The sequence below is a fragment of the Chryseobacterium artocarpi genome (genome assembly GCF_001684975.1).
GTDB classification, from domain to species: Bacteria; Bacteroidota; Bacteroidia; order Flavobacteriales; family Weeksellaceae; genus Chryseobacterium; species Chryseobacterium artocarpi.
In genome coordinates this window covers 757,543-776,830 of sequence record NZ_MAYH01000001.1, presented here as the reverse complement: position 1 = coordinate 776,830, position 19,288 = coordinate 757,543, and the positions used below count along the sequence as shown (strand labels likewise).

Here is a 19,288-nt window from a genome sequence, read left to right as displayed (position 1 = left end):
CTTGAATTTTAGTTTTCGGAATTTTAAAATATAAGATTATGAAAATGTCGAAAGTAAATATTAAAAATCTATTTTTAGGTTTAATGCTTGTAGGAGGTGCAAGTTTCGCGAATGCACAAACAACTCAAACGGATACTGCTAACAGTACAACCACCACGGCTGCTACAGCTCAATCCAACCCTACTATTGAGGGACTAAAAAAACAAATTGAAGCCAATCCAAAGGATACGGAATCATTAGCAAAACTGGCAGCTGCTTATCAGGAAGCTTCTGACTGGACGAATGCTATTGATACATGGAAAAAAATATCTGCGTTACTACCGGATTGGGCTCCGTCTTATTACAGCCAGGCATATGCCTATCAGTCTGCTAAAGATGATGCCAATGCAAAACTTGCTTACGAAAAGTATATTGCTACTGTAAAACCGGAAGAAGTAGAACAGAATAAGAAAAACCTTGCGTATGCTTACTTCTATATCGCATTTGCAGAACAGCAAAGTGATCCTGCTAAAGCAAAAGAACATATTGCAAAATCTATACAGTACGACCCTAGCAATCAGGATGCTGTAAAGCTTAGCAAAACTTTAAATTCATAAATAAAATAAAATCCGGAATATTTCCGGATTTTGTTTTTTATTGCGATGAGTCATTATCTATCCATTTACCATAAAAGTCTGTTTCGCCATGAAGATGACTGATGATTTTTTCAATGTTTTTTTGAATACTGGCTTCTGTCTTCAGATTGTTGATATAACGGATGAGTTCGTTTCGTCTGGAAGGGATCAATTTTTCAAAATTATTGACTGCTAAAGCACTTTCTTTTATAGCCTTCTCCAATTGAGGATGAATAATAATATTTCTGACTGCGTGATCATACTCCACCAATACTTCTATGTTTTCCCCAATTCTTTTAGGTGAGTTTTTCAGCATTGTTAAATTCACATATAGCCTCCATTCCCCAAGATATTTCATTAGATTTTGCTGAAATTCTTTTCCGTTTACGGTTCCTTTTACAGGAATAGGACTTTTATTTTTTCCTGAACTCTTAAAAATATCCTCCAAAACTTCTTCCGGAATAAATACAAACGGATTAATTCCTATGATTTCCAGAGTGGCAGTGAAGGTATTATTTTTCATGGGTTTAAGATTTAAAGTCAAAATTAAATAATTGTTGTTATAATTAGATGAAGTTTTTTAAACTACCACTTTTATTTTTTTGAAAAATTGCCTCAGAATGCAAGTTATAATTACATCTATGTTTGATATTTCACATTCAAGGATTATATCAACTCTAAGCAGTAATAGGTGTAGCAACCTCGAATCTGTACAAAAAATCATATCCCAGAACTCAATTAAATCACTTATCTTTGCATCAATAAATCTATTTAACAAAATGAAATTTTTTATTGACACAGCTAATTTAGAGCAAATCAAGGAAGCTAAAGATCTTGGAATCTTAGATGGTGTAACTACCAACCCTTCATTAATGGCTAAAGAAGGTATTCAGGGAGCTGAAGCGATCAAAAACCATTACAAAGCGATCTGCGAAATTGTAGACGGACCTATTTCTGCTGAAGTACTTTCTACAACGTACGAGGAAATGATCAAAGAAGGAGACGAATTGGCTGCAATCCACGAAAATATCGTTGTGAAAATTCCAATGATTAAAGATGGTATCAAAGCGTTAAAGTACTTTTCTGATAAAGGAATCAAAACGAACTGTACTTTGATCTTCTCTCCAGGACAGGCACTTTTAGCTGCTAAAGCAGGAGCTACCTATGTTTCTCCATTCTTAGGAAGATTAGATGATATTTCTACAGACGGATTAAACCTTATTCAGGAAATCAGATTAATTTTCGATAACTATATGTTCGAAACTGAAATCCTTGCTGCTTCTATCCGTCACTCAATGCACATCATCGACTGTGCTAAAATCGGAGCTGATGTTATTACATCTCCCCTTCCTCCGATCTTGAGCTTATTAAAGCACCCATTAACTGATAGCGGACTGGCTCAGTTTATCGCTGATTCTCAGAAATTAGCATAATCACTGATCCTTATTCAATTATAAAAAATCCCGAAACAATGTTTCGGGATTTTATTTTTACAATGATTCTGTTTATTTCAGTAAATCCAGTTCAATAATATTATTTTGCTTTTTAATATTTGCTTTTGCAGCTGCTTCCTGCTTTCTTGATGCCTCTACTGGATCGAGCAATTTTCCGGTACTGTCCCTCATTTCAATAATGGTTCCCTCTGCCAACATCTGTTTTTGGCTTTTCATAGGATCCTGGCGATAATCATAATAAGCTTTTTTGAATTTTGCTTCATTGATTGTAATAAGTGTATGATAACGTTCTTTATCTTTAGTACTCTTCCATTCATATCCAGCCGGAAGCTTTTGGCTTCCTTTTAATTCGAATGAATGAGAATGGGTATTGTCTTCAATTTTTACAATCAGCCCCGGAAGTCCATAAAATTTGTACGGTCCATCCTGAATAGGGAGGTCTGTGGTGAACCAAGCCGTCCATTTTCTACCAGCAAAATCACAAACCGCTTTCTGCGTATTAAATTCTCCTATTTTTTCTTTTTCCGGAAGAATCTTCCAGTCTTGTTTTCTTTTTTCCTGAACAAGATATTCATCAGAACCTAATGTTGTAAAGAAATTGATAGAATATTCAGGATACATTTTTTCTATATTGTAACGTATTTTACCTTTAAATTTAAAATCTCCGAGATTAATACTTATGCTTTCAGTATCTTTCTCCGTAATAGCCCTCATGGTTGAATCAGACTGAAAGTAATCTTTACTGTAAAATTTGGACCCTTTTGAGGCAACTTCAAGGTACATAGTTTCGCTTAGTTGCTTATCCTTAGCTGTAGAGTCTGTAATAAATTTGTACTCGTAGATGAATCTTTGATTCTGGGCATTAGCCATTGCAGCCACTATGAGACTGAATAGAATGATCATTTGTTTCATGGTTAGTTTTATATGATTTTTAGTTTTCTTCTTTAATATTTTTAACAACTTTGCATGGATTACCCACCGCCACTACATTATCCGGAATATCTTTTGTAACAACACTTCCTGCTCCAATCACTGAATTGTTTCCGATAGAAACTCCAGGTAAAACGACTACATTTCCTCCCAACCAAACATTATTTCCAACTTTTATCGGGTGTGCATATTCCAAGCCTTCATTTCTCTGTTTTACATCAAGAGGATGACCCGCGGTATAAAAACTACAGTTGGGTCCGATAAACACATTATCACCAAACTCTACTTTGGCACAATCTAAAATAACAAGGTTATGATTAGCATAAAAATTTTCTCCTACTTTGATATTATATCCGTAATCACACCAGAAACTGGGTTCTATACATATGTTTTCTTTTATACTGCAAATAATTTGTTTTAGTAATCTGTATCTGTTTTCTGCATCAGAATTTCTCAATCCATTGTATTCCTGACACAAATCCTTACAGATAATTCTTTCCTGGATCAGTTCTTCATCATAATTAGCATTATATAAAAGCCCGGCTTTACATTTTTCCTTTTCTGTCATGATAGAGTTTATAATTTTCTAAAATTATGAATATTTATCAAATACAGTCTAATATCCTGTTTCTCTTTTACTATTTAACAAAAAAAACAGGACACATCTAAGTTATCCTGTTGAACGCATTTAACGTAAAAAATGAAATAATTAATTCACCAGATCCGGTTCGATCGGATTATTATCTTTTTGGAGCATTTCTTTTGTTCTCTTTTCCATTTCCCTGAATACCTGGCTTGGGTCTGAAATTTCTTTTCCGTCTGAAGTTCTTACTTTGAAAGCTACTTTAGTTCCTAATTCACCGCCACTTTTCATCATCAGTTCTCTCATATTTTTACTCGGATCATTCACGTAGGCTTTCCATGCTTTTTTAAACTGTTCTTTGGTTACTTCAAGCTCTTTTCCTCCCAGCCCTAATACTTTCACATTGTCAGGCAACTGAAGTTCCTGTTCAGAATCTTTAGGTTTTACGGTTTTATTACCTACCAGCATCATACTATGAGATCCGGTGCTATCTTCAAGCTTTACAATTAACCCCGGAAGTCCATAGAAAATGTAGGGACCGTCCTGAAAAGGGATTTCTGTTGAAAACCATGCGATCCAATCTCTTCCGCCTAAAGTTGTAATGGCTTTCTGAGTATTGTACTCTCCTATTTTTTGCTTTTCAGGTAGAATTTTCCACTCTGGTTTTTTATCTTCTTTGATCTTGTATTTATCCATGGAAATACTTCTGAAAAGGTATGTTTTGAAGTCAGGATACTGCTTGGTTACTTTATAAGAAACTTGCCCAGGTTTTTCCCTTCTATTTACACTTATATTTCCACCACCAGCTTTTATCTGATTTTCGAGCTCTGCTCTGCTGATGGAATCTGCTACAAATTTATCATGGCTGTAATAATTTGATCCGTTTTTATCAATGTCTAACAGCATCATTTCCTTCTTCACATCTTCCTTATTATTGGAATCCGGAATAAATTTATACTCATAAAAAAACCTGTTTATCTGTGCATGACCCAATATTCCCAGGATCATAAAAAATAGAATTTTAGTTTTCATAGCTGAATAATAAAAAAGCTTTGTCAATTAATCCTGACAAAGCTTAATGGAACTTTATTTCTTTGTCATGATTCTTATCTCATTTTCTCTACCTCTCACCGTATTTTGCTTAATGATATTAATACTTGCAATATCTTCCGGCTTTATCGCAGAAAATTCTTCTTTGGAAATCTTTCTTCCGTCTACAAAAATCTTTGCATCATCCATTCCGTCTATATTATATTTCTTAATACCATTCATGGTAATATCTCCATTTCTGTCTTTCTTAATGAAATCTGCTTCTAAAACCATTAGTTTTGAGTTTCCAAGACTAGCAAAATCAATATTCTTGAATTGTTTTTCTGTTTCCAGACGAACTTTCTCTCCTATTATTCGAGCCTGTTCACCTGCTTTTCTTGCAACCTCTCCATCAATCATCGCTTGTTCGGCAACTTTCCTTGCCTTAGTAGCTTCAATTTTTGCCTGCTTAGCGGCTTCCATGCCGATTCTTTCAGCATCTAATCCGATTTTTGCCGCATTTTTACCTATTTTTTTTGCTTCTTTGGCAGCTTTGGCGGCATCTCTCTTGATTCTTCGCATTTCCTTTTTATCAAGAGGATCCATATTTTCAAGCTCCTTCATTTGATTCTTCCATTCAGCAGAATTGAAATACTCATCTACCTTTCTGCTGGATTCGTCTGTAATATCTGTCATCGCAGCTACCAGATCATCCATTTCCTCCATCTTTGTTTCAAAAGCTTTACTTTCAGGATCAAGTTTGCTTAATTCTTCCTGTCTTTTCTCAAGCTCTTTCTGAAGTTTAGCTAATTCTTTCTGGGATTCTTCTGGATCAGGTGGGTTGGGTGGTCCTTGATATTCTTTCAGTTCTGTTTTTTCTCTTACAGTGTCTTTTTTAATCTCTGAAACTACCTTTTTAATAGAAAGATTAGTTTCTTCAATTTCTCTGTTCTTAGCATTTACCAGATAAGCAAATGCCATTGAAAATAAAACCGGTAATGCAAGAATTCTACGCGCATATCCGAATTTGGTTTTTGGTTTTTGTAACATCTTAAGTCTTTTTTTAAGGTTTGAACTTAGAAACGGACTGGCAGCAGGCAACTGTGTTCCGGAAAAGTGGCTTGCTAAAAGCATCTGCGCAAATGCTTTGGTGTCCGATTGTTTCACGGCTTTTTTATCAGCCAGATATTCATGGATTAAGTTAATTTCTCTTTTGATAATATGAAAAAACGGATTGAACCAGAAAACTGCAGTAGTGACTTCAATAAAGATTTTATCAAATGAATGTTTCTGTTCAATATGAACCATTTCGTGTTTTAAAATCTGTTTTCCTACATCAGAATCCAGGATAATGGTATTCTTCCAGAATAGATTTTTAAAGTATGAAAATGGGGCTTCATTCAGGTCTGTACGGTAAAAATTGATACCGTCAAAACTTTCTTTCTGAAACTGTGTTTTGAACTGCTGGATTTTAAAAATCCCGTAGATCAATTTCCCTAAAAAATAGAGAGAAACCAGTCCCAGAGCTGAAAAAATAATGTTAAAATAAAGGTAGCCATTGTTTAAGTTTTTTTCTGTGTTAAAATTTTGAATTTTATCAAGAATCAGATACAGATCATTACTCACTTCTATCGTAAAGTCTTCTACCTTGATAAGAGGTAACAGCAACGGTACCAAGATTGCCGACAGCAGATAAAATCTATTGTAATGATGAAATGTCTTGTCTTTTAAAGACAACTGATAGTATAAAAACATTACACCAGAACATAAAATTACTTTTCCAAAGTATAAAAGTAGAGCTTCCATGGTTACTAGTTTTTCTTTTTAAGTTCGTCCAACAGCATTTCAAGATCTTCTACCGTCATTTCGTTTTTTTCTACTAAAAATGAAACTGCACTTTTATAAGATCCTTTAAAATAGTTTTTCACAAGACTTTTCATAGTTTTCCCGGAATATTGCTCTTTTGAAACCAGTGGGAAATACTCATGTTGTCTTCCATATACTTCATAGTCTACAAATTCTTTGTCCTTTAATACTTTTAAGATCGTAGAGACAGTATTTGTATGCGGTTTAGGTTCCGGAAATAGATCAAGAATATCTTTAAGAAATCCTCTTTCCAGTTTCCATACATATTGCATTACCTGTTCTTCTGCCTTTGTTAAAGTCTGATTTTTCATATCCTGTTCATTTATTGTTATGGTGATACATTATCCATGAAATTTTGTATCACTAATAAATTAGTTATACAAATGTAGAAATAAAATCGAAGTTAACAACTATTTTTTTAGTGATAGAATATTTAAATCACATAACTATTTAATAATCAATACAATAAAAATAATTTAAATATATTAAATTTTTAACAGAGTAAATTTATTACCTGCTTAATTAATAGGAAAAAAGAAAATTCTGATATAAATCCTTAAAACTTGTTAAATTTTATTAAAGAAAATTAAAATGAATTTGTTAAAACCGAGAAATTATATTTATTTTAGTGCCTTAAAAATTTCTCATGAAAAGATATAATTTATTGATTGTACTATTACTGCTCATTTTTAACATTACTACAGCACAAAAGAAAAAATCTCCTGCCGCTGATCTTAGCATGTTAAAGGATACAAAATCAAAAATTGAAGCTACAGTTCCATTGGTAATCCAACACCTTCAAGCTATTGCCACAAAGGAAGGTGATAATAACATCGTGAACAACGGAAAAATTGCATTGGGAAAGGAATATGGCATCTTAGAATCTGAGTGGTATTTATACAGAAACAATATGAAGAACTGTATTATGAACAATTCTTCAAAAAAGGCTAAAAAATGTATGGAGTATCATACTCAATACCTTAGAAATACATTCATTAATTATAGCAATTATATCTCTAACCTAACCAGAAAGAACGGATATTTGGGAGTAGAAGGAGATACAAAGTTTGATTTTAAACCAGCAGATATTGCAACAAAGCTTAGTGAAGCTTACTTCAATGCAAATGATGCTACGGGAAGAATGAAAGCTGACCAGAAAAGAGAATTCCTGGGAGAAACAATGTCTGACGACAATAAACTAACTCCTTATAATCAGCTTATTCAATAATAGAACTGACTTTAAATAATATAAAAAGAGAACTGCATTGCAGTTCTCTTTTCATTTGGTGCAAAAAACCTCCGCCAAAAGCAGTTTTGTGGTACTAATCATAAAACTTGGGGAAAAAGTAGAAAATAAGGCGGAGATAGTTTGCGTTAGCTCTACAAAGTCATCTGTCCTACCCTTGACTCGTAGAGCTATACAAAAATAGGGCTCTGCACCCGACCTGTAAAAGAATCATTGTAGAATTAAATGAACGGATTTGTAGAAATAATACTACTTAAATTCAAGTAAAAAAGGAAGCCGAATCCTAGAAGTCGGAGCAACTTATAGTTAAGTAAAAAAGTAAATCTCTTTTTGTTGATATTTACCGTTGAATAGATTAAAAATGGCTTCTACAAACACAATCGGCAACATCTTTTTACTTTCAGCCTCCTTATTTTATGACTTCCACCAATGGTAATAATTGTGCAATCCATCATATTCAAATCCACAACGAGGATATAATGTATTTCCAATATCATTTGTTTTTTCTGTTTCAAGCATCAGCCCGCAGGCTCCGGTTTCTTCGCACCATTGTTTACTACGATCAATTAAGGCAACAGAAATCCCTTTCCCTCTATAATCAGGATCTACAAAAAGATCACTCAGCAACCATTGTTTTTGTAGTTTAGTATAATGAAACAACTTATAAAGCTGTACAAATCCAACCGCTTTTCCATCTGCCAACGCAAGAAAAATATCGGATTCACTGTTTAGAAACCTCTCTTTAAGAAAAGCTTTGCCTTTTTCCACGTCAGACTCCTGCCTGTAAAAAACACGATAAAGATTAAATAATTCTGCTGTTTCATCAAGATCCTCAAGACTTGCCTTTTTAATTGTGTAATTCATCGTTATATTTATTTTAATTAACAGGGCAAAAGTAGCTTTAAACAGGACTGGTGTTATAATCCAGATTCAACTTATAGAGATAGTCCAGAATTTCGATTAGTAAGGAAATTGGAAGTTACTATACACTCAACCTTACTTCTTGCCATTGCATATAGCCAAACTCAGATAAAATTCCGCATGTTTTGGATTTTATATAAGCATACAACTGAAGATCTTTGCAATATAAAACAGAACAATGATAAATATCGTCCAGAAAATTAATCGTATAGATTGGCAAGAAATCACAGAATCAATGCATCAAAATGGATATGCTACAATTCCAAAGTTATTATCCGATGAAGAGTGTAATTCATTAATAGCCAACTACAACCAACATCCTTTATACCGTAAAACTGTGGTTATGGCTAGGCACCGTTTCGGTCTGGGAGAATATAAATATTTTAATTATCCTTTACCAGAATTGATACAAACAATACGTACTCACATTTATCCTTACCTCGCTCCTATTGCCAATTCATGGTTTAGTGCTTTGCATATTGACACTCAATTTCCGCTGGAACATGCTAATTTTTTACATCAATGTCATTTAAATGATCAGCAAAAGGCAACGGTCTTAATTTTAAAGTATGGAAACGGTGGCTTTAATACTTTACATCAGGATTTATATGGTGATCTTTATTTTCCTATTCAGATTGTTCTTATGCTGAGTGATCCTGATGAGGATTTTACAGGTGGAGAATTTGTTCTTACCCAGCAAGTTCCCAGAGCGCAATCCAAAGCCATTGTACTAAAGCCTAAAAAAGGAGATGTTCTTATTTTTACCACTAATTTTAAGCCTGAAAAAGGTACAAAAGGCTATTACAGAGTCAATATGAAACACGGAATAAGTGAAGTAAAAACAGGACAACGGTATGCTTTAGGAATTATTTTTCATGATGCTGTTAACTAATGATTAAAAAAAATGATACAACATTCCCAAGTAACAGATATTGAATTAAGAAGTAAAATCCATCATCAAGAAATTCATATCGGAGGAAATAAAAGGCTGAAGATTTATGGATTACTTAGCTGTTTATCGGGTAAAAGAATGAAACGGGAAAACAGAGTTTTCTTTACCAGTGAAGAAGAAGCTATCCAAAATGAATATCGTCCGTGCGGGCATTGCATGAAGGAAAAATATAAAGCTTGGAAAGACCTACAAAACACTCAATAAATTAACAGTCAGAACAAAAATGACTATCTATAATCTACAGCCGTCTAAAAATTATTCATAATTTGTGTAAATTGCCTACACGAAAAATAAACAATACTATGAATACAGAGAATAATTATCTGGAAATCAATAAAAATTCCTGGAATAAAAAAACAGAATCTCATTTAACATCAGAATTTTATGATGTGGAAGGTTTCTTGAATGGCAAAAGCTCTTTGAATGAGATTGAATTAAATTTATTAGGAGATCTAAGGGGAAAATCTGTTTTACATTTACAATGTCATTTTGGGCAGGATACCATTTCACTAAGCAGACTTGGAGCGAAAGCTACAGGTATTGATCTTTCGGATAAAGCTATTGAAAGTGCTGAAAAACTTGCTCTTGAAGCAAATTCTGATGCTCAGTTTATATGTTCTGATGTGTATGATCTTCCTAATCATTTACAAGGAGAATTTGATATCGTTTATACCAGTTATGGAACTATTGGCTGGCTGCCCGATCTTGATAAATGGGCAAAAGTAATCTCGAAATTTTTAAAACCTGGCGGAAAATTCATTTTTGTAGAATTCCATCCTGTTGTATGGATGTTCGATGATAATTTTGAAAAAGTAGGTTACAGATATTTTAATTCAGGAGCTATTGTAGAAACATTAAGTGGAACTTATGCAGACAAAAATGCGGATATCACTCAATCTTATGTAATGTGGAACCATGATTTAAGTGAAGTTGTCAACAGCTTAATTAAAAATGGACTAGAGATCAATAGTCTTGATGAGTTTGATTATTCTCCTTATAACTGTTTCAACCACACGATAGAATTTGAACCCAATAAGTATAGGATTTCACATTTAGATAATAAAATTCCTATGGTTTATTCCATTGCAGCAACAAAGAAAGACCATTAGTATTTTCTAGTTTTTTGGATTCCCATATCTTATCCAAATTTGCAGACTAGAATCAGTATGATTTTTTGCCACGAATTCACGAATTATTTTTTAACAATTTATTCGTGAATTCGTGGTAATTATTTTTTTCAAGCATCTGGCTAATCTATAAAATCCACGAGAATAATTTAGGTTGGTAAGCGTAATAAAGCCTTTGAAAGCAATATTTAACGACATTCTTACAACCTATGATTTAGCAAAAATTCAAGAACTCGGAATTGATTTATTCGGAGGTTGCTTTAATTTCCGGCAAATGCGTGATGGAAGTAATTATTCTGTACACGTCTAGGGACTGGCAATTGATTTGGATCCCGAAAAAAATCAATTAAAAGAAACTTATAAAACAGCAAGATTTGCCCGTTCGGGATATAAATCAATGGTTGAAATTTTTTATAAACATGGTTTCATCTCTTTAGGAAAAGAAAAAAAAATTATGACTGGATGCATTTTCAATGGAATATTTTTTAGTAAAAATATGAATCACCACAATGCTTTAACCATAACACTAAAATATTAGTAAATGCAAATTCCCATAATAGTGATTAAAAAAATATATGTATAATTGTATTGTTAATTAATTAAAACAAATATGAAAACATTAAAAAAAATTTCGAGAGAGAATTTAAAAACAGTTAATGGCAGTGGTATCATTCCTATGGATCTAAGTTTAGATCCAGTTAAAGCTTGTGTAACTTGTGGAACAGGATCAGAATCTTGTTATACAGATCCAGGAGGAGATTATGATAAGGCTAAAAAAATGGCGAAATATTTATGCCCAGCTTAATTTTTACTTTAGCTAAGAATTTTTAGGATAAAGAAAATTCTTTATCCTTTTTTATTAAATTTTATTATTATGTTTAAAAACTTCTTAATATTATTCTTCTTTGTATTTTTATCTTTCATTAAATCTCAGACATATAGAGTGATATATGATTTTAAATATAAAAGAGATTCACTTTCTGAAATTACTAATACATCAAAAATGGTATTACAAATAGGAGAAAAAAATACAAAATTTTATTATCATTCTCTTTTAAAAGCTGATTCAATATATAAAAGAGGTTCCACCATTTCATTATCCTTTCCTTTAAATCAAATAATAAAAAGAGAAAAAAACTCCTATATAAATGAAAATTATTTTAGTTTAAAAAATAATTATTTCGTATATTCTTCTTCAGATAACATTCAATGGAAAATTACAAAACTAACTAAAGAACTTAATGGTTATAAAGTTCAACAAGCTGAAACTAATTGGGGAGGGAGAATTTGGATAGCATGGTTCTGTAAAGATATACCAATTAATGAAGGTCCCTATAAATTTAATGGCTTACCCGGTTTAATAATGGAAATTGAGGATACAAAAAAAAATTTTAAATATTCTTTAGAAACATTAGAGAAAATTGTTACTGAATATAATACTGAAAATATTGTAGAAAATAATTTTGGAAATAAACCTTTAAAAATAAATATAGAAAGGTATAATAAGCTTTTATTAGATAATTATAATAATCCGTTTGATGAGTATAAAAATATGAAAGATGGTACTTGGGGATTAGAAATTTTTGATAAGGAAATAAGAACTCAAGAAGGGTTAAAAGAAATAATAAAAGATTACCAAAAAAACATTAAGAAAAATTATAATCCAATAGAATTAGATAAAGTTGTCAAATATTAAATAATTCTTTTTATCCTAAAAATTCAGGATTAGAAAAAATAATAGGTCCTAGACAAATGGGTAACGATAGTGGACATCCCTATACTAATGCATGGAATATAGGAAATATCACTCCTGCACAACTTCAGGAAATTATTAAAACATCTACTGCTTTTGCAAACACTAATTATGATCTAAGATTTAATAATTGTGTTGATTTCGCGATAATTGTGCTGAATAATGTAGGTGTTCACATGAATCCCATGGGTATTGACACACCAACTTCGTTTTCAAATAGCATACAACCTGGTGCTACAAACACAAACGGAAATGCTCCTCAAACTAAAAGAGATTGTAAATAATGATTGTAAAGATTCTCAAAATTATCGCAATAATTGCCTTTTTACTTACACAAGGTATAGGTCAACATAGTACCTTAAATATAGGAATTATATTTATGGCAGTATATCAATTTATTTCTGATATTTTAAACCCAGAATATGGAATTTTATGGGAAGGCTTAGGAATGATATTTCTTATAGGAACTTTTATAGTATTTTTATCATGTCAGAAATATAAAGACAGATATCTTTTGACATTTTGTTTTATAGGTCTATTTATAGCTTTAATTTTTCTAACGGAAGTTTATGATCCAAGTAATTATAAAAGAATAGAGAGTTGGTTTATTATTCCTTCACTTCTGTTTATTGTCAGTTCAATACTATCAATAATATTAGTTTTTAGAAATGAGATCGAATAAAGATACATACAACTAATTTTTTGAAATGATGAAATCACCTCATATGAGGTGATTTTATTTTAAAATTCTGCTCCCAACTTTTCTATATTTCAATTTACCATTATTGTGGCAAATGAAAACATTGAGTGCATCCAATCTCCTCGTGTTTATTTTCTTCCAAAAATTTTGACTAGTCCTCTCCAAGTTTCAAAGCTTATTTTACTTCTTTAAATTTGGCAGAAAATTAATTCCTTCTATTTACTTCAGTAGTGTCAATTCCTTTATCATTTGTTTTAAGAATTTCAAAAAGTGAAAACAACACTACATTATATCATTATGTGTCTTTCCTGAATTTTTTAAAATAATTTCATTGAGATAATCCTGCCATATAAATACTGTATTCGTTCTTTAAAATTTCAAGTAATGTAGACATAAAAAAATCGGTATAACTGTCGTTATACCGATTTTAATTTAGTAGCGGGAACCGGACTCGAACCGATGACCTTCGGGTTATGAGCCCGACGAGCTACCTACTGCTCCATCCCGCGGTGTATTTTTAGAGTGCCTACCGAAAGCACTTACTTAGTAGCGGGAACCGGACTCGAACCGATGACCTTCGGGTTATGAGCCCGACGAGCTACCTACTGCTCCATCCCGCGGTGTATTTTTAGAGTGCTTACCGAAAGCACTTGCTTAGTAGCGGGAACCGGACTCGAACCGATGACCTTCGGGTTATGAGCCCGACGAGCTACCTACTGCTCCATCCCGCGGTGTATTTTTAGAGTGCTTACCGAAAGCACTTACTTAGTAGCGGGAACCGGACTCGAACCGATGACCTTCGGGTTATGAGCCCGACGAGCTACCTACTGCTCCATCCCGCGGTGTATTTTTAGAGTGCTTACCGAAAGCACTTACTTAGTAGCGGGAACCGGACTCGAACCGATGACCTTCGGGTTATGAGCCCGACGAGCTACCTACTGCTCCATCCCGCGGTGTATTTTTAGAGTGCTTACCGAAAGCACTTACTTAGTAGCGGGAACCGGACTCGAACCGATGACCTTCGGGTTATGAGCCCGACGAGCTACCTACTGCTCCATCCCGCGGTGTATTTTTAGAGTGCTTACCGAAAGCACTTACTTAGTAGCGGGAACCGGACTCGAACCGATGACCTTCGGGTTATGAGCCCGACGAGCTACCTACTGCTCCATCCCGCGATATTGGATTGCAAAGGTACGAATATTTTCTACAAATCCTAATTTTTCTTTTAAATAAAGGACTTTTATGAAAACTATTTTATTATTTGTATCTTTGTTTTATGGCAAAGATATTAAAAATTTATCCGGACAACCCTCAGGAAAATCTTGTGAATGAGGTCATTAAAACATTAAACAATGGTGGATTGATTATTTATCCTTCAGATACAATTTATGCTTTAGGCTGTAATATTTTTGATATAAAAGCCATGGAAAAACTGGCTCAGCTTAAAAAATTAAAGCTAGAAAAGTCAAAATTCTCAATAATCTGTAATGATTTGAGTCACCTTTCCGACTTTACAAGACCTATTGACACCTCGGTTTTCAGGTTTCTAAAAAGTCACCTTCCCGGACCGTTCACCTTTATTCTTGAAGCGAACAAAAGTTTACCTTTAGCTTATAAAGGACATAAAACAATTGGTATCCGTGTTCCTGACCACCCAATTCCACAGCTTATTGTTGAAAAACTGGGACACCCAATCGCTTCAACGTCCATCAGGGATGATGATGAAATTATTGAATATTCCACCGATCCAGAACTTATCGCTGAAAAGTATGATCATCTGGTAGATATTGTAATCGATTCAGGGTATGGAGATAATGTAGCTTCTACCATTGTAGATCTTACTTCAGGAGAACCGGAAATCATTCGTCAGGGAAAAGGAACGATTTAATTTAAGCGATTAAACTTTGAAGGATATTAGTCTTAATGGAAAATATTCCATAGGGATTCTGCTCACGTTTGTTATACTGATAGAGCTGATGCTTTATGCTTTTTCAGTCATTAATATAATTACAGGAATAAAAGCTATTACTTCTTATACATTCTTTCTAAGCAGGATTGCAATATGGAGTGCTTTACTCATTGTATTTCTGTACAGTCTCTTTATTGAAAAGAAACCGTTTTTATTGAAGGAAGATAAGAAGTATTCATTAAGTTTCTATATTAGAGCAATTCTGATTTTATATTTTATCTGCACCATCGGAGGAGTGATTCTCAATGCTGTATTTATGTATTTAATTCAGGAAAAGCCCAGTGAGAAGCTTTTTGAACTTACATCAATTTTTAAAAACAATTATTTTTTAATTATTTTTACATGCATAACGGCTGGTGCTGTAGAGGAACTTTTGATGCGCGGATACATTCAGCCCAGAGTTGAAAAAATATACAACAGCCCCGTGGCAGGCATATTGATTTCAGCTATTCTGTTTGGAATTCTGCACAGCACTTACGGAACTATAGGACAGGTTATCATTCCTTTCTTTATTGGGCTCGTTTTTGCCTTTTTTTATAAATTATATTCCAATATTAAAATTCTGATCATCTGTCATTTTATGATTGATTTTGTATCGATGATGATCATGAACTTTATTGATATTAAACACTTATCTGTATTTTAACACTATGAAAATTATAACATCACCTGCGAAATTAATGAATGTAGAAAATTCAACGGAACTATTGAAATCTACAACCCCAAAATTCATTGAAGAAGCAGCTTTTATACAATCTTATTTAAAAGAAAAATCTCCGAAATATCTTTCCGAACTGATGGAAATATCGCCTAAACTGGCTGATGAAAACTGGGAAAGAAACCAGAAATGGAAATCAAAACCTACCGCAAAAGAGTCTGCACCTGCTATGTTTGCTTTTACAGGAGAAGTATACAGAGGTTTGGATGCTAAAACTCTGGATAAAGATGCAGTAGATTATCTGCAAAAAAACTACAGAATGCTTTCCGGATTATACGGATTATTAAAACCATCAGATAAAGTAATGCTTTACAGACTGGAAATGGGACGTCCTTTTGCATTTGAGCAATACAAAAATCTTTATGAGTTCTGGAGAGAAAAAATTACAGAACAATTGAATTCTGAAATGAAAAAAGGAGAAATCCTACTTCACCTTGCCAGCAACGAATACGGAAAGGTAATTGACAGAAAAAAACTGAATCATACAGTGGTAGATTTTGATTTCTATGAATTAAAAGACGGAAAATTAAAAACCATTGTTGTTTATACAAAACATGCAAGAGGACTTGTGGTGAGATTCTGTGCGGAAACCAACGCTAAAACAATTAACGATGTAAAGGCTTTTAATTATGAAGGTTACAGAATCAATGAAGAAAAATCTACTGATACAAGATTAGTTTTTACAAGATAAATGAATAATTCAGAGATCCGAAATACTGTATTTCCAAAAGCACTTAAACTTGTGTTCACAATAAGTTTTGTGATCAGTTGTGCCCAAGAGAAAACAACTTCATTGAACGGATCTATTGACAATCACACTTTTAACAGCCAATATAACGATTCAATAAACTTTGTAGCAAAAAATATTTTTTCTGTTACAAAGTTTAAAAAAGCTGAACAAAAAGACCGTAATTCCATAAATAAAGACGGGCTTTCCTACCTTCAGGAATCTTATACAGAATATCTTCCGGATGGCAGAAAACTGTATCGAAAGTATCATTACGATGCGAAGTCTGTCATAGAAAAATTTCATTATAAAAATGATCTTCTCGTTCTTAAAGAATCTGGTGATCATGGTATAAACAGCTATAACTGGCTTTTCTACAATACGAAAAATCATCTTCAGGAAGAAATAAATTATAAAATAGATGATAAGAAATCCTTTATCTATGAAGGATATACAAAGTACAACTATTCTTCGGAGGCAAAAAAGACAATAGTAAAAATCATTGATTACAGCTACGATTCTTTAGCCAATCCTGAAGAGGAATATACTTTTGAATTTCCTTTTCTTACCAAAAAGACACCTTTATACCAATCAAAAATTCATCGTTACAAGTGGATGAATGGTTCATATAAACCTGTTGATATTAAAGACTATGTTATTAAAAACAGGGATGTGACTTTCAGCTATGATAAAAAGGGTTATCTTCTTTCGGAAATCTGGTTTGCCAATCATCATTCTTTGGAAAATAAAACAGAATATTATTATTCTAACGATTATCTGGAACGTACTGAGCAGCAATACCATATGCTTGGAACAGAAAAATCTACCAAGACGACCAGAAAGTATGATGATCACAATAATCTTATTTTTGAACAGAGCATAGAATATACAGGAAACCCTTTATCTATAGAATCTTTTGAATATGTTTATGATCCACAGGGAAACTGGATCTCCAAGAAGCATTACAGACAGGATTCTAACGAAGGAGCCTATGATAAAAAGAAACTTATTGATTATGAATATCGTGAGATAAAATATTATGATTCGAATTCTAAGCCAAGAAGTTTTACACTCCCTGAATTCCCAAAAAATGCAGACCACATCAGAACGAATATTCCTAAGGTATCCAACGAAAAGCAGAGTAAAATAGATGCTTTCCAGGAAGCCGTAGAAACCGGAAAATTTGATGCTGAAATTACAGTAAAGAAGGCGAAGACTCTTGAAGAGTTCACTCCAAAATTCTGGACTTTAAAAGACAAAGCGTTTGGAAATCTGGACAACAGCCCTGATGAGGAAGCCGTTTGTGTTTATGAAACACCAATGGAAGGTGAGCTGGGGTTTGCTCAGAGTTTAGCCATTTATAAAAAAGAGGGCGAAAACTGGGTATTGTGGCACCAATCCACGAATCCTATTCTTTCTACCGAACACGGCGGAATGATGGGAAATCCTTATGAAGGAATCAGTATAAAAAACAAAACCATTATCGTTGACCATTTTGGAGGAAGCCGTCAGAAATGGCATTATACTCACAGATACAGATTTCAAAACAACAATTGGCACCTGATTGGTGCATCTATCAATTTTGGTGCACCATGTGATTATTTTCAGTCATTGGATTATAATATTTCTACAGGGGATGCTATATTTGAATATTCATCTGAAGATTGTGATCAAAATAATACAGTGAAAGAAAGAAGCTGGAAAGAAAAAATTAATAAAAAAATAACTCCTCCTTTGATGGACAGATTTCAGGTAGGAGAAAATTCAATTGAATTAAAAAGTAAGAAAACAGAAATGTTTTATTAAATACAATGACGATAGCAGAGCTCAAAAAAAACTTCTCAACACATCTTTCGGACGTGTATACCGAATCAGAAAATGCATTTATCTTTCAGATGTTTGCGGAACATATCTTAGAGTTAAATAATATTCAGCAACGCCAGTCGGCAAATGAGGATGTTTCTTCAGAGAATGAGGAAAAGTTCAATCAGATTATTTCAGAATTAAAAACAGGAAAGCCTTATTTACAGATTTTGGGTGAAACAGAATTTTACGGGATGAAGTTCTTCGTTGATGAAAATGTTCTGATTCCTCGCCCTGAAACGGAAGAGCTCCTTGAAATAGCCATTCGTGAAATTAAGAAGTTACAAGATTTAAAAGCAACTAATGGCACTTTAAAAATTTTGGATATCGGAACAGGAAGCGGCGTGATTCCCTTAGTTTTAAAGAAGTTTTTTCCTAATGCTGATGTTTCTTCAATCGATTTTTCTGAAAAAGCATTGAAAACAGCCCAAAGAAATGCAGAATATCATCAGCTAGAAATAAAATTCATTCATGCTGATTATCTTAATTTTGAACTAACGGATCATTATGATGTTATCATTTCCAATCCGCCCTATATCGGAATTGAAGAAGAAATTGAAATTGCAGATTCCGTAAAGGAATTTGAACCTAAAATGGCACTCTTCTCTCCTACTTCTGATGCTTTGATCTTTTACAGAAAAATTGCAGAAGATTCCAGGGACCACTTACATGATAACGGACTTTTGTTTTTGGAAATCAATCAAAAATTAGGACCTGAAACGTTAGAATTATATCATTATTTCTCAGATTCACAGTTGTTAAAAGACTTATCTGAAAACGACAGGTTTATTTTTGGAAGGAAATAAGTAATTTTATCTCCTAACATATACTAAACT

22 protein-coding genes and 7 tRNA genes are annotated in these 19,288 nt (G+C 33.2%); 15 read left to right on the top strand and 14 right to left on the bottom strand.

The window, feature by feature from the left end:
- Positions 1-38 precede the first annotated feature (38 nt).
- Positions 39-596 (top strand): tetratricopeptide repeat protein, encoded by a 558-nt coding sequence (locus tag BBI01_RS03440; RefSeq protein ID WP_065393263.1) that lies wholly within the window; start codon positions 39-41, stop codon positions 594-596.
- Positions 597-633: 37 nt separating this feature from the next.
- Here BBI01_RS03440 and BBI01_RS03435 read toward each other — a convergent pair whose 3' ends face one another.
- Entirely contained in the window at positions 634-1,137 is a 504-nt protein-coding gene (locus BBI01_RS03435; RefSeq protein WP_065393262.1) for a YdeI/OmpD-associated family protein, read from the bottom strand.
- Between the two features lie 256 nt (positions 1,138-1,393).
- Between BBI01_RS03435 and fsa the strand changes: the two genes are divergently transcribed.
- Complete coding sequence (fsa, locus tag BBI01_RS03430; protein WP_065393261.1) at positions 1,394-2,047, top strand: fructose-6-phosphate aldolase; 654 nt, start codon at positions 1,394-1,396, stop codon at positions 2,045-2,047.
- 72 nt (positions 2,048-2,119) lie between these two features.
- Here fsa and BBI01_RS03425 read toward each other — a convergent pair whose 3' ends face one another.
- The 5 genes from BBI01_RS03425 to BBI01_RS03405 all read right to left on the bottom strand — a co-directional run bounded on the left by BBI01_RS03425 (position 2,120) and on the right by BBI01_RS03405 (position 6,787).
- Complete coding sequence (locus tag BBI01_RS03425; RefSeq protein ID WP_065393260.1) at positions 2,120-2,980, bottom strand: GLPGLI family protein; 861 nt, start codon at positions 2,978-2,980, stop codon at positions 2,120-2,122.
- A 19-nt stretch (positions 2,981-2,999) separates the two neighbouring features.
- Positions 3,000-3,566, bottom strand: a complete 567-nt coding sequence (locus BBI01_RS03420) for a sugar O-acetyltransferase (protein WP_065393259.1) — start codon at positions 3,564-3,566, stop codon at positions 3,000-3,002.
- A gap of 141 nt (positions 3,567-3,707) precedes the next feature.
- Positions 3,708-4,613: a GLPGLI family protein gene (locus BBI01_RS03415; protein ID WP_065393258.1), complete on the bottom strand. Its 906-nt coding sequence runs from the start codon at positions 4,611-4,613 to the stop codon at positions 3,708-3,710.
- A 54-nt stretch (positions 4,614-4,667) separates the two neighbouring features.
- Positions 4,668-6,416: a M56 family metallopeptidase gene (locus BBI01_RS03410; RefSeq protein ID WP_065393257.1), complete on the bottom strand. Its 1,749-nt coding sequence runs from the start codon at positions 6,414-6,416 to the stop codon at positions 4,668-4,670.
- A gap of 5 nt (positions 6,417-6,421) precedes the next feature.
- Positions 6,422-6,787 (bottom strand): BlaI/MecI/CopY family transcriptional regulator, encoded by a 366-nt coding sequence (locus tag BBI01_RS03405; protein WP_065393256.1) that lies wholly within the window; start codon positions 6,785-6,787, stop codon positions 6,422-6,424.
- 335 nt (positions 6,788-7,122) lie between these two features.
- On the opposite strand from BBI01_RS03405, the gene BBI01_RS03400 reads away from it, so the two are divergent.
- The gene (locus BBI01_RS03400) at positions 7,123-7,704 is read left to right on the top strand and encodes a hypothetical protein (protein WP_065393255.1); all 582 of its coding nucleotides are present in this window, start codon (positions 7,123-7,125) and stop codon (positions 7,702-7,704) included.
- Between the two features lie 432 nt (positions 7,705-8,136).
- Here BBI01_RS03400 and BBI01_RS03395 read toward each other — a convergent pair whose 3' ends face one another.
- Positions 8,137-8,586, bottom strand: a complete 450-nt coding sequence (locus BBI01_RS03395) for a GNAT family N-acetyltransferase (RefSeq protein ID WP_065393254.1) — start codon at positions 8,584-8,586, stop codon at positions 8,137-8,139.
- A gap of 235 nt (positions 8,587-8,821) precedes the next feature.
- On the opposite strand from BBI01_RS03395, the gene BBI01_RS03390 reads away from it, so the two are divergent.
- From BBI01_RS03390 to BBI01_RS03355, 7 genes are all read left to right on the top strand, one after another.
- The gene (locus BBI01_RS03390) at positions 8,822-9,535 is read left to right on the top strand and encodes a 2OG-Fe(II) oxygenase (RefSeq protein ID WP_065393253.1); all 714 of its coding nucleotides are present in this window, start codon (positions 8,822-8,824) and stop codon (positions 9,533-9,535) included.
- Between the two features lie 12 nt (positions 9,536-9,547).
- A complete protein-coding gene (locus tag BBI01_RS03385) occupies positions 9,548-9,799 on the top strand; it encodes an Ada metal-binding domain-containing protein (RefSeq protein WP_065393252.1) in 252 nt (83 codons plus the stop codon).
- 98 nt (positions 9,800-9,897) lie between these two features.
- Positions 9,898-10,704 carry a class I SAM-dependent methyltransferase gene (locus BBI01_RS03380; RefSeq protein WP_065393251.1) on the top strand — a complete coding sequence of 269 codons (807 nt, stop codon included), beginning with the start codon at positions 9,898-9,900 and terminating at the stop codon, positions 10,702-10,704.
- Between the two features lie 628 nt (positions 10,705-11,332).
- The gene (locus BBI01_RS03370; RefSeq protein ID WP_065393249.1) at positions 11,333-11,527 is read left to right on the top strand and encodes a bacteriocin-like protein; all 195 of its coding nucleotides are present in this window, start codon (positions 11,333-11,335) and stop codon (positions 11,525-11,527) included.
- A 69-nt stretch (positions 11,528-11,596) separates the two neighbouring features.
- Positions 11,597-12,418 carry a GLPGLI family protein gene (locus BBI01_RS03365; RefSeq protein WP_065393248.1) on the top strand — a complete coding sequence of 274 codons (822 nt, stop codon included), beginning with the start codon at positions 11,597-11,599 and terminating at the stop codon, positions 12,416-12,418.
- A gap of 56 nt (positions 12,419-12,474) precedes the next feature.
- The gene (locus BBI01_RS03360; RefSeq protein ID WP_065393247.1) at positions 12,475-12,759 is read left to right on the top strand and encodes a hypothetical protein; all 285 of its coding nucleotides are present in this window, start codon (positions 12,475-12,477) and stop codon (positions 12,757-12,759) included.
- Positions 12,759-13,157 (top strand): hypothetical protein, encoded by a 399-nt coding sequence (locus tag BBI01_RS03355; protein WP_065393246.1) that lies wholly within the window; start codon positions 12,759-12,761, stop codon positions 13,155-13,157. The genes BBI01_RS03360 and BBI01_RS03355 overlap by 1 nt, the downstream gene beginning before the upstream one ends.
- A gap of 454 nt (positions 13,158-13,611) precedes the next feature.
- Here the strand turns inward: BBI01_RS03355 and BBI01_RS03350 are convergent.
- The 7 genes from BBI01_RS03350 to BBI01_RS03320 all read right to left on the bottom strand — a co-directional run bounded on the left by BBI01_RS03350 (position 13,612) and on the right by BBI01_RS03320 (position 14,350).
- Positions 13,612-13,684, bottom strand: a tRNA-Met gene (locus BBI01_RS03350).
- Between the two features lie 38 nt (positions 13,685-13,722).
- Positions 13,723-13,795: transfer RNA gene (locus BBI01_RS03345), tRNA-Met, on the bottom strand.
- 38 nt (positions 13,796-13,833) lie between these two features.
- Positions 13,834-13,906: transfer RNA gene (locus BBI01_RS03340), tRNA-Met, on the bottom strand.
- A 38-nt stretch (positions 13,907-13,944) separates the two neighbouring features.
- Positions 13,945-14,017 (bottom strand) — tRNA-Met (locus BBI01_RS03335).
- 38 nt (positions 14,018-14,055) lie between these two features.
- Positions 14,056-14,128: transfer RNA gene (locus tag BBI01_RS03330), tRNA-Met, on the bottom strand.
- Between the two features lie 38 nt (positions 14,129-14,166).
- Positions 14,167-14,239: transfer RNA gene (locus BBI01_RS03325), tRNA-Met, on the bottom strand.
- A gap of 38 nt (positions 14,240-14,277) precedes the next feature.
- Positions 14,278-14,350, bottom strand: a tRNA-Met gene (locus BBI01_RS03320).
- A gap of 101 nt (positions 14,351-14,451) precedes the next feature.
- On the opposite strand from BBI01_RS03320, the gene BBI01_RS03315 reads away from it, so the two are divergent.
- Genes BBI01_RS03315 through prmC form a run of 5 tightly spaced genes read left to right on the top strand, consistent with a single transcriptional unit; the run spans position 14,452 to position 19,258 of the window.
- Positions 14,452-15,063, top strand: coding sequence for an L-threonylcarbamoyladenylate synthase (locus tag BBI01_RS03315; RefSeq protein WP_065393245.1), 612 nt, complete (start codon positions 14,452-14,454; stop codon positions 15,061-15,063).
- Positions 15,064-15,079: 16 nt separating this feature from the next.
- Positions 15,080-15,790 carry a CPBP family intramembrane glutamic endopeptidase gene (locus BBI01_RS03310; protein WP_123862071.1) on the top strand — a complete coding sequence of 237 codons (711 nt, stop codon included), beginning with the start codon at positions 15,080-15,082 and terminating at the stop codon, positions 15,788-15,790.
- A 4-nt stretch (positions 15,791-15,794) separates the two neighbouring features.
- Positions 15,795-16,553, top strand: a complete 759-nt coding sequence (gene yaaA / locus BBI01_RS03305) for a peroxide stress protein YaaA (protein ID WP_065393357.1) — start codon at positions 15,795-15,797, stop codon at positions 16,551-16,553.
- Entirely contained in the window at positions 16,554-18,395 is a 1,842-nt protein-coding gene (locus BBI01_RS03300; protein WP_065393243.1) for a hypothetical protein, read from the top strand. It begins immediately after the preceding gene.
- Between the two features lie 5 nt (positions 18,396-18,400).
- A complete protein-coding gene (gene prmC, locus BBI01_RS03295; protein ID WP_065393242.1) occupies positions 18,401-19,258 on the top strand; it encodes a peptide chain release factor N(5)-glutamine methyltransferase in 858 nt (285 codons plus the stop codon).
- Positions 19,259-19,288: the final 30 nt, after the last annotated feature.

Coding starts and splice junctions, on each gene's coding strand:
- BBI01_RS03380 (WP_065393251.1), top strand. CDS start 9,898: ATGAATACAGAGAATAATTATCTGGAAATCAATAAAAATTCCTGGAAT.
- BBI01_RS03300 (WP_065393243.1), top strand. CDS start 16,554: ATGAATAATTCAGAGATCCGAAATACTGTATTTCCAAAAGCACTTAAA.
- yaaA (WP_065393357.1), top strand. CDS start 15,795: ATGAAAATTATAACATCACCTGCGAAATTAATGAATGTAGAAAATTCA.
- BBI01_RS03315 (WP_065393245.1), top strand. CDS start 14,452: ATGGCAAAGATATTAAAAATTTATCCGGACAACCCTCAGGAAAATCTT.
- BBI01_RS03400 (WP_065393255.1), top strand. CDS start 7,123: ATGAAAAGATATAATTTATTGATTGTACTATTACTGCTCATTTTTAAC.
- BBI01_RS03440 (WP_065393263.1), top strand. CDS start 39: ATGAAAATGTCGAAAGTAAATATTAAAAATCTATTTTTAGGTTTAATG.
- BBI01_RS03370 (WP_065393249.1), top strand. CDS start 11,333: ATGAAAACATTAAAAAAAATTTCGAGAGAGAATTTAAAAACAGTTAAT.
- BBI01_RS03385 (WP_065393252.1), top strand. CDS start 9,548: ATGATACAACATTCCCAAGTAACAGATATTGAATTAAGAAGTAAAATC.
- BBI01_RS03425 (WP_065393260.1), bottom strand. CDS start 2,980: ATGAAACAAATGATCATTCTATTCAGTCTCATAGTGGCTGCAATGGCT.
- BBI01_RS03435 (WP_065393262.1), bottom strand. CDS start 1,137: ATGAAAAATAATACCTTCACTGCCACTCTGGAAATCATAGGAATTAAT.
- prmC (WP_065393242.1), top strand. CDS start 18,401: ATGACGATAGCAGAGCTCAAAAAAAACTTCTCAACACATCTTTCGGAC.
- BBI01_RS03420 (WP_065393259.1), bottom strand. CDS start 3,566: ATGACAGAAAAGGAAAAATGTAAAGCCGGGCTTTTATATAATGCTAAT.
- BBI01_RS03365 (WP_065393248.1), top strand. CDS start 11,597: ATGTTTAAAAACTTCTTAATATTATTCTTCTTTGTATTTTTATCTTTC.
- fsa (WP_065393261.1), top strand. CDS start 1,394: ATGAAATTTTTTATTGACACAGCTAATTTAGAGCAAATCAAGGAAGCT.
- BBI01_RS03415 (WP_065393258.1), bottom strand. CDS start 4,613: ATGAAAACTAAAATTCTATTTTTTATGATCCTGGGAATATTGGGTCAT.
- BBI01_RS03410 (WP_065393257.1), bottom strand. CDS start 6,416: ATGGAAGCTCTACTTTTATACTTTGGAAAAGTAATTTTATGTTCTGGT.
- BBI01_RS03360 (WP_065393247.1), top strand. CDS start 12,475: ATGGGTAACGATAGTGGACATCCCTATACTAATGCATGGAATATAGGA.
- BBI01_RS03390 (WP_065393253.1), top strand. CDS start 8,822: ATGATAAATATCGTCCAGAAAATTAATCGTATAGATTGGCAAGAAATC.
- BBI01_RS03355 (WP_065393246.1), top strand. CDS start 12,759: ATGATTGTAAAGATTCTCAAAATTATCGCAATAATTGCCTTTTTACTT.
- BBI01_RS03405 (WP_065393256.1), bottom strand. CDS start 6,787: ATGAAAAATCAGACTTTAACAAAGGCAGAAGAACAGGTAATGCAATAT.
- BBI01_RS03395 (WP_065393254.1), bottom strand. CDS start 8,586: ATGAATTACACAATTAAAAAGGCAAGTCTTGAGGATCTTGATGAAACA.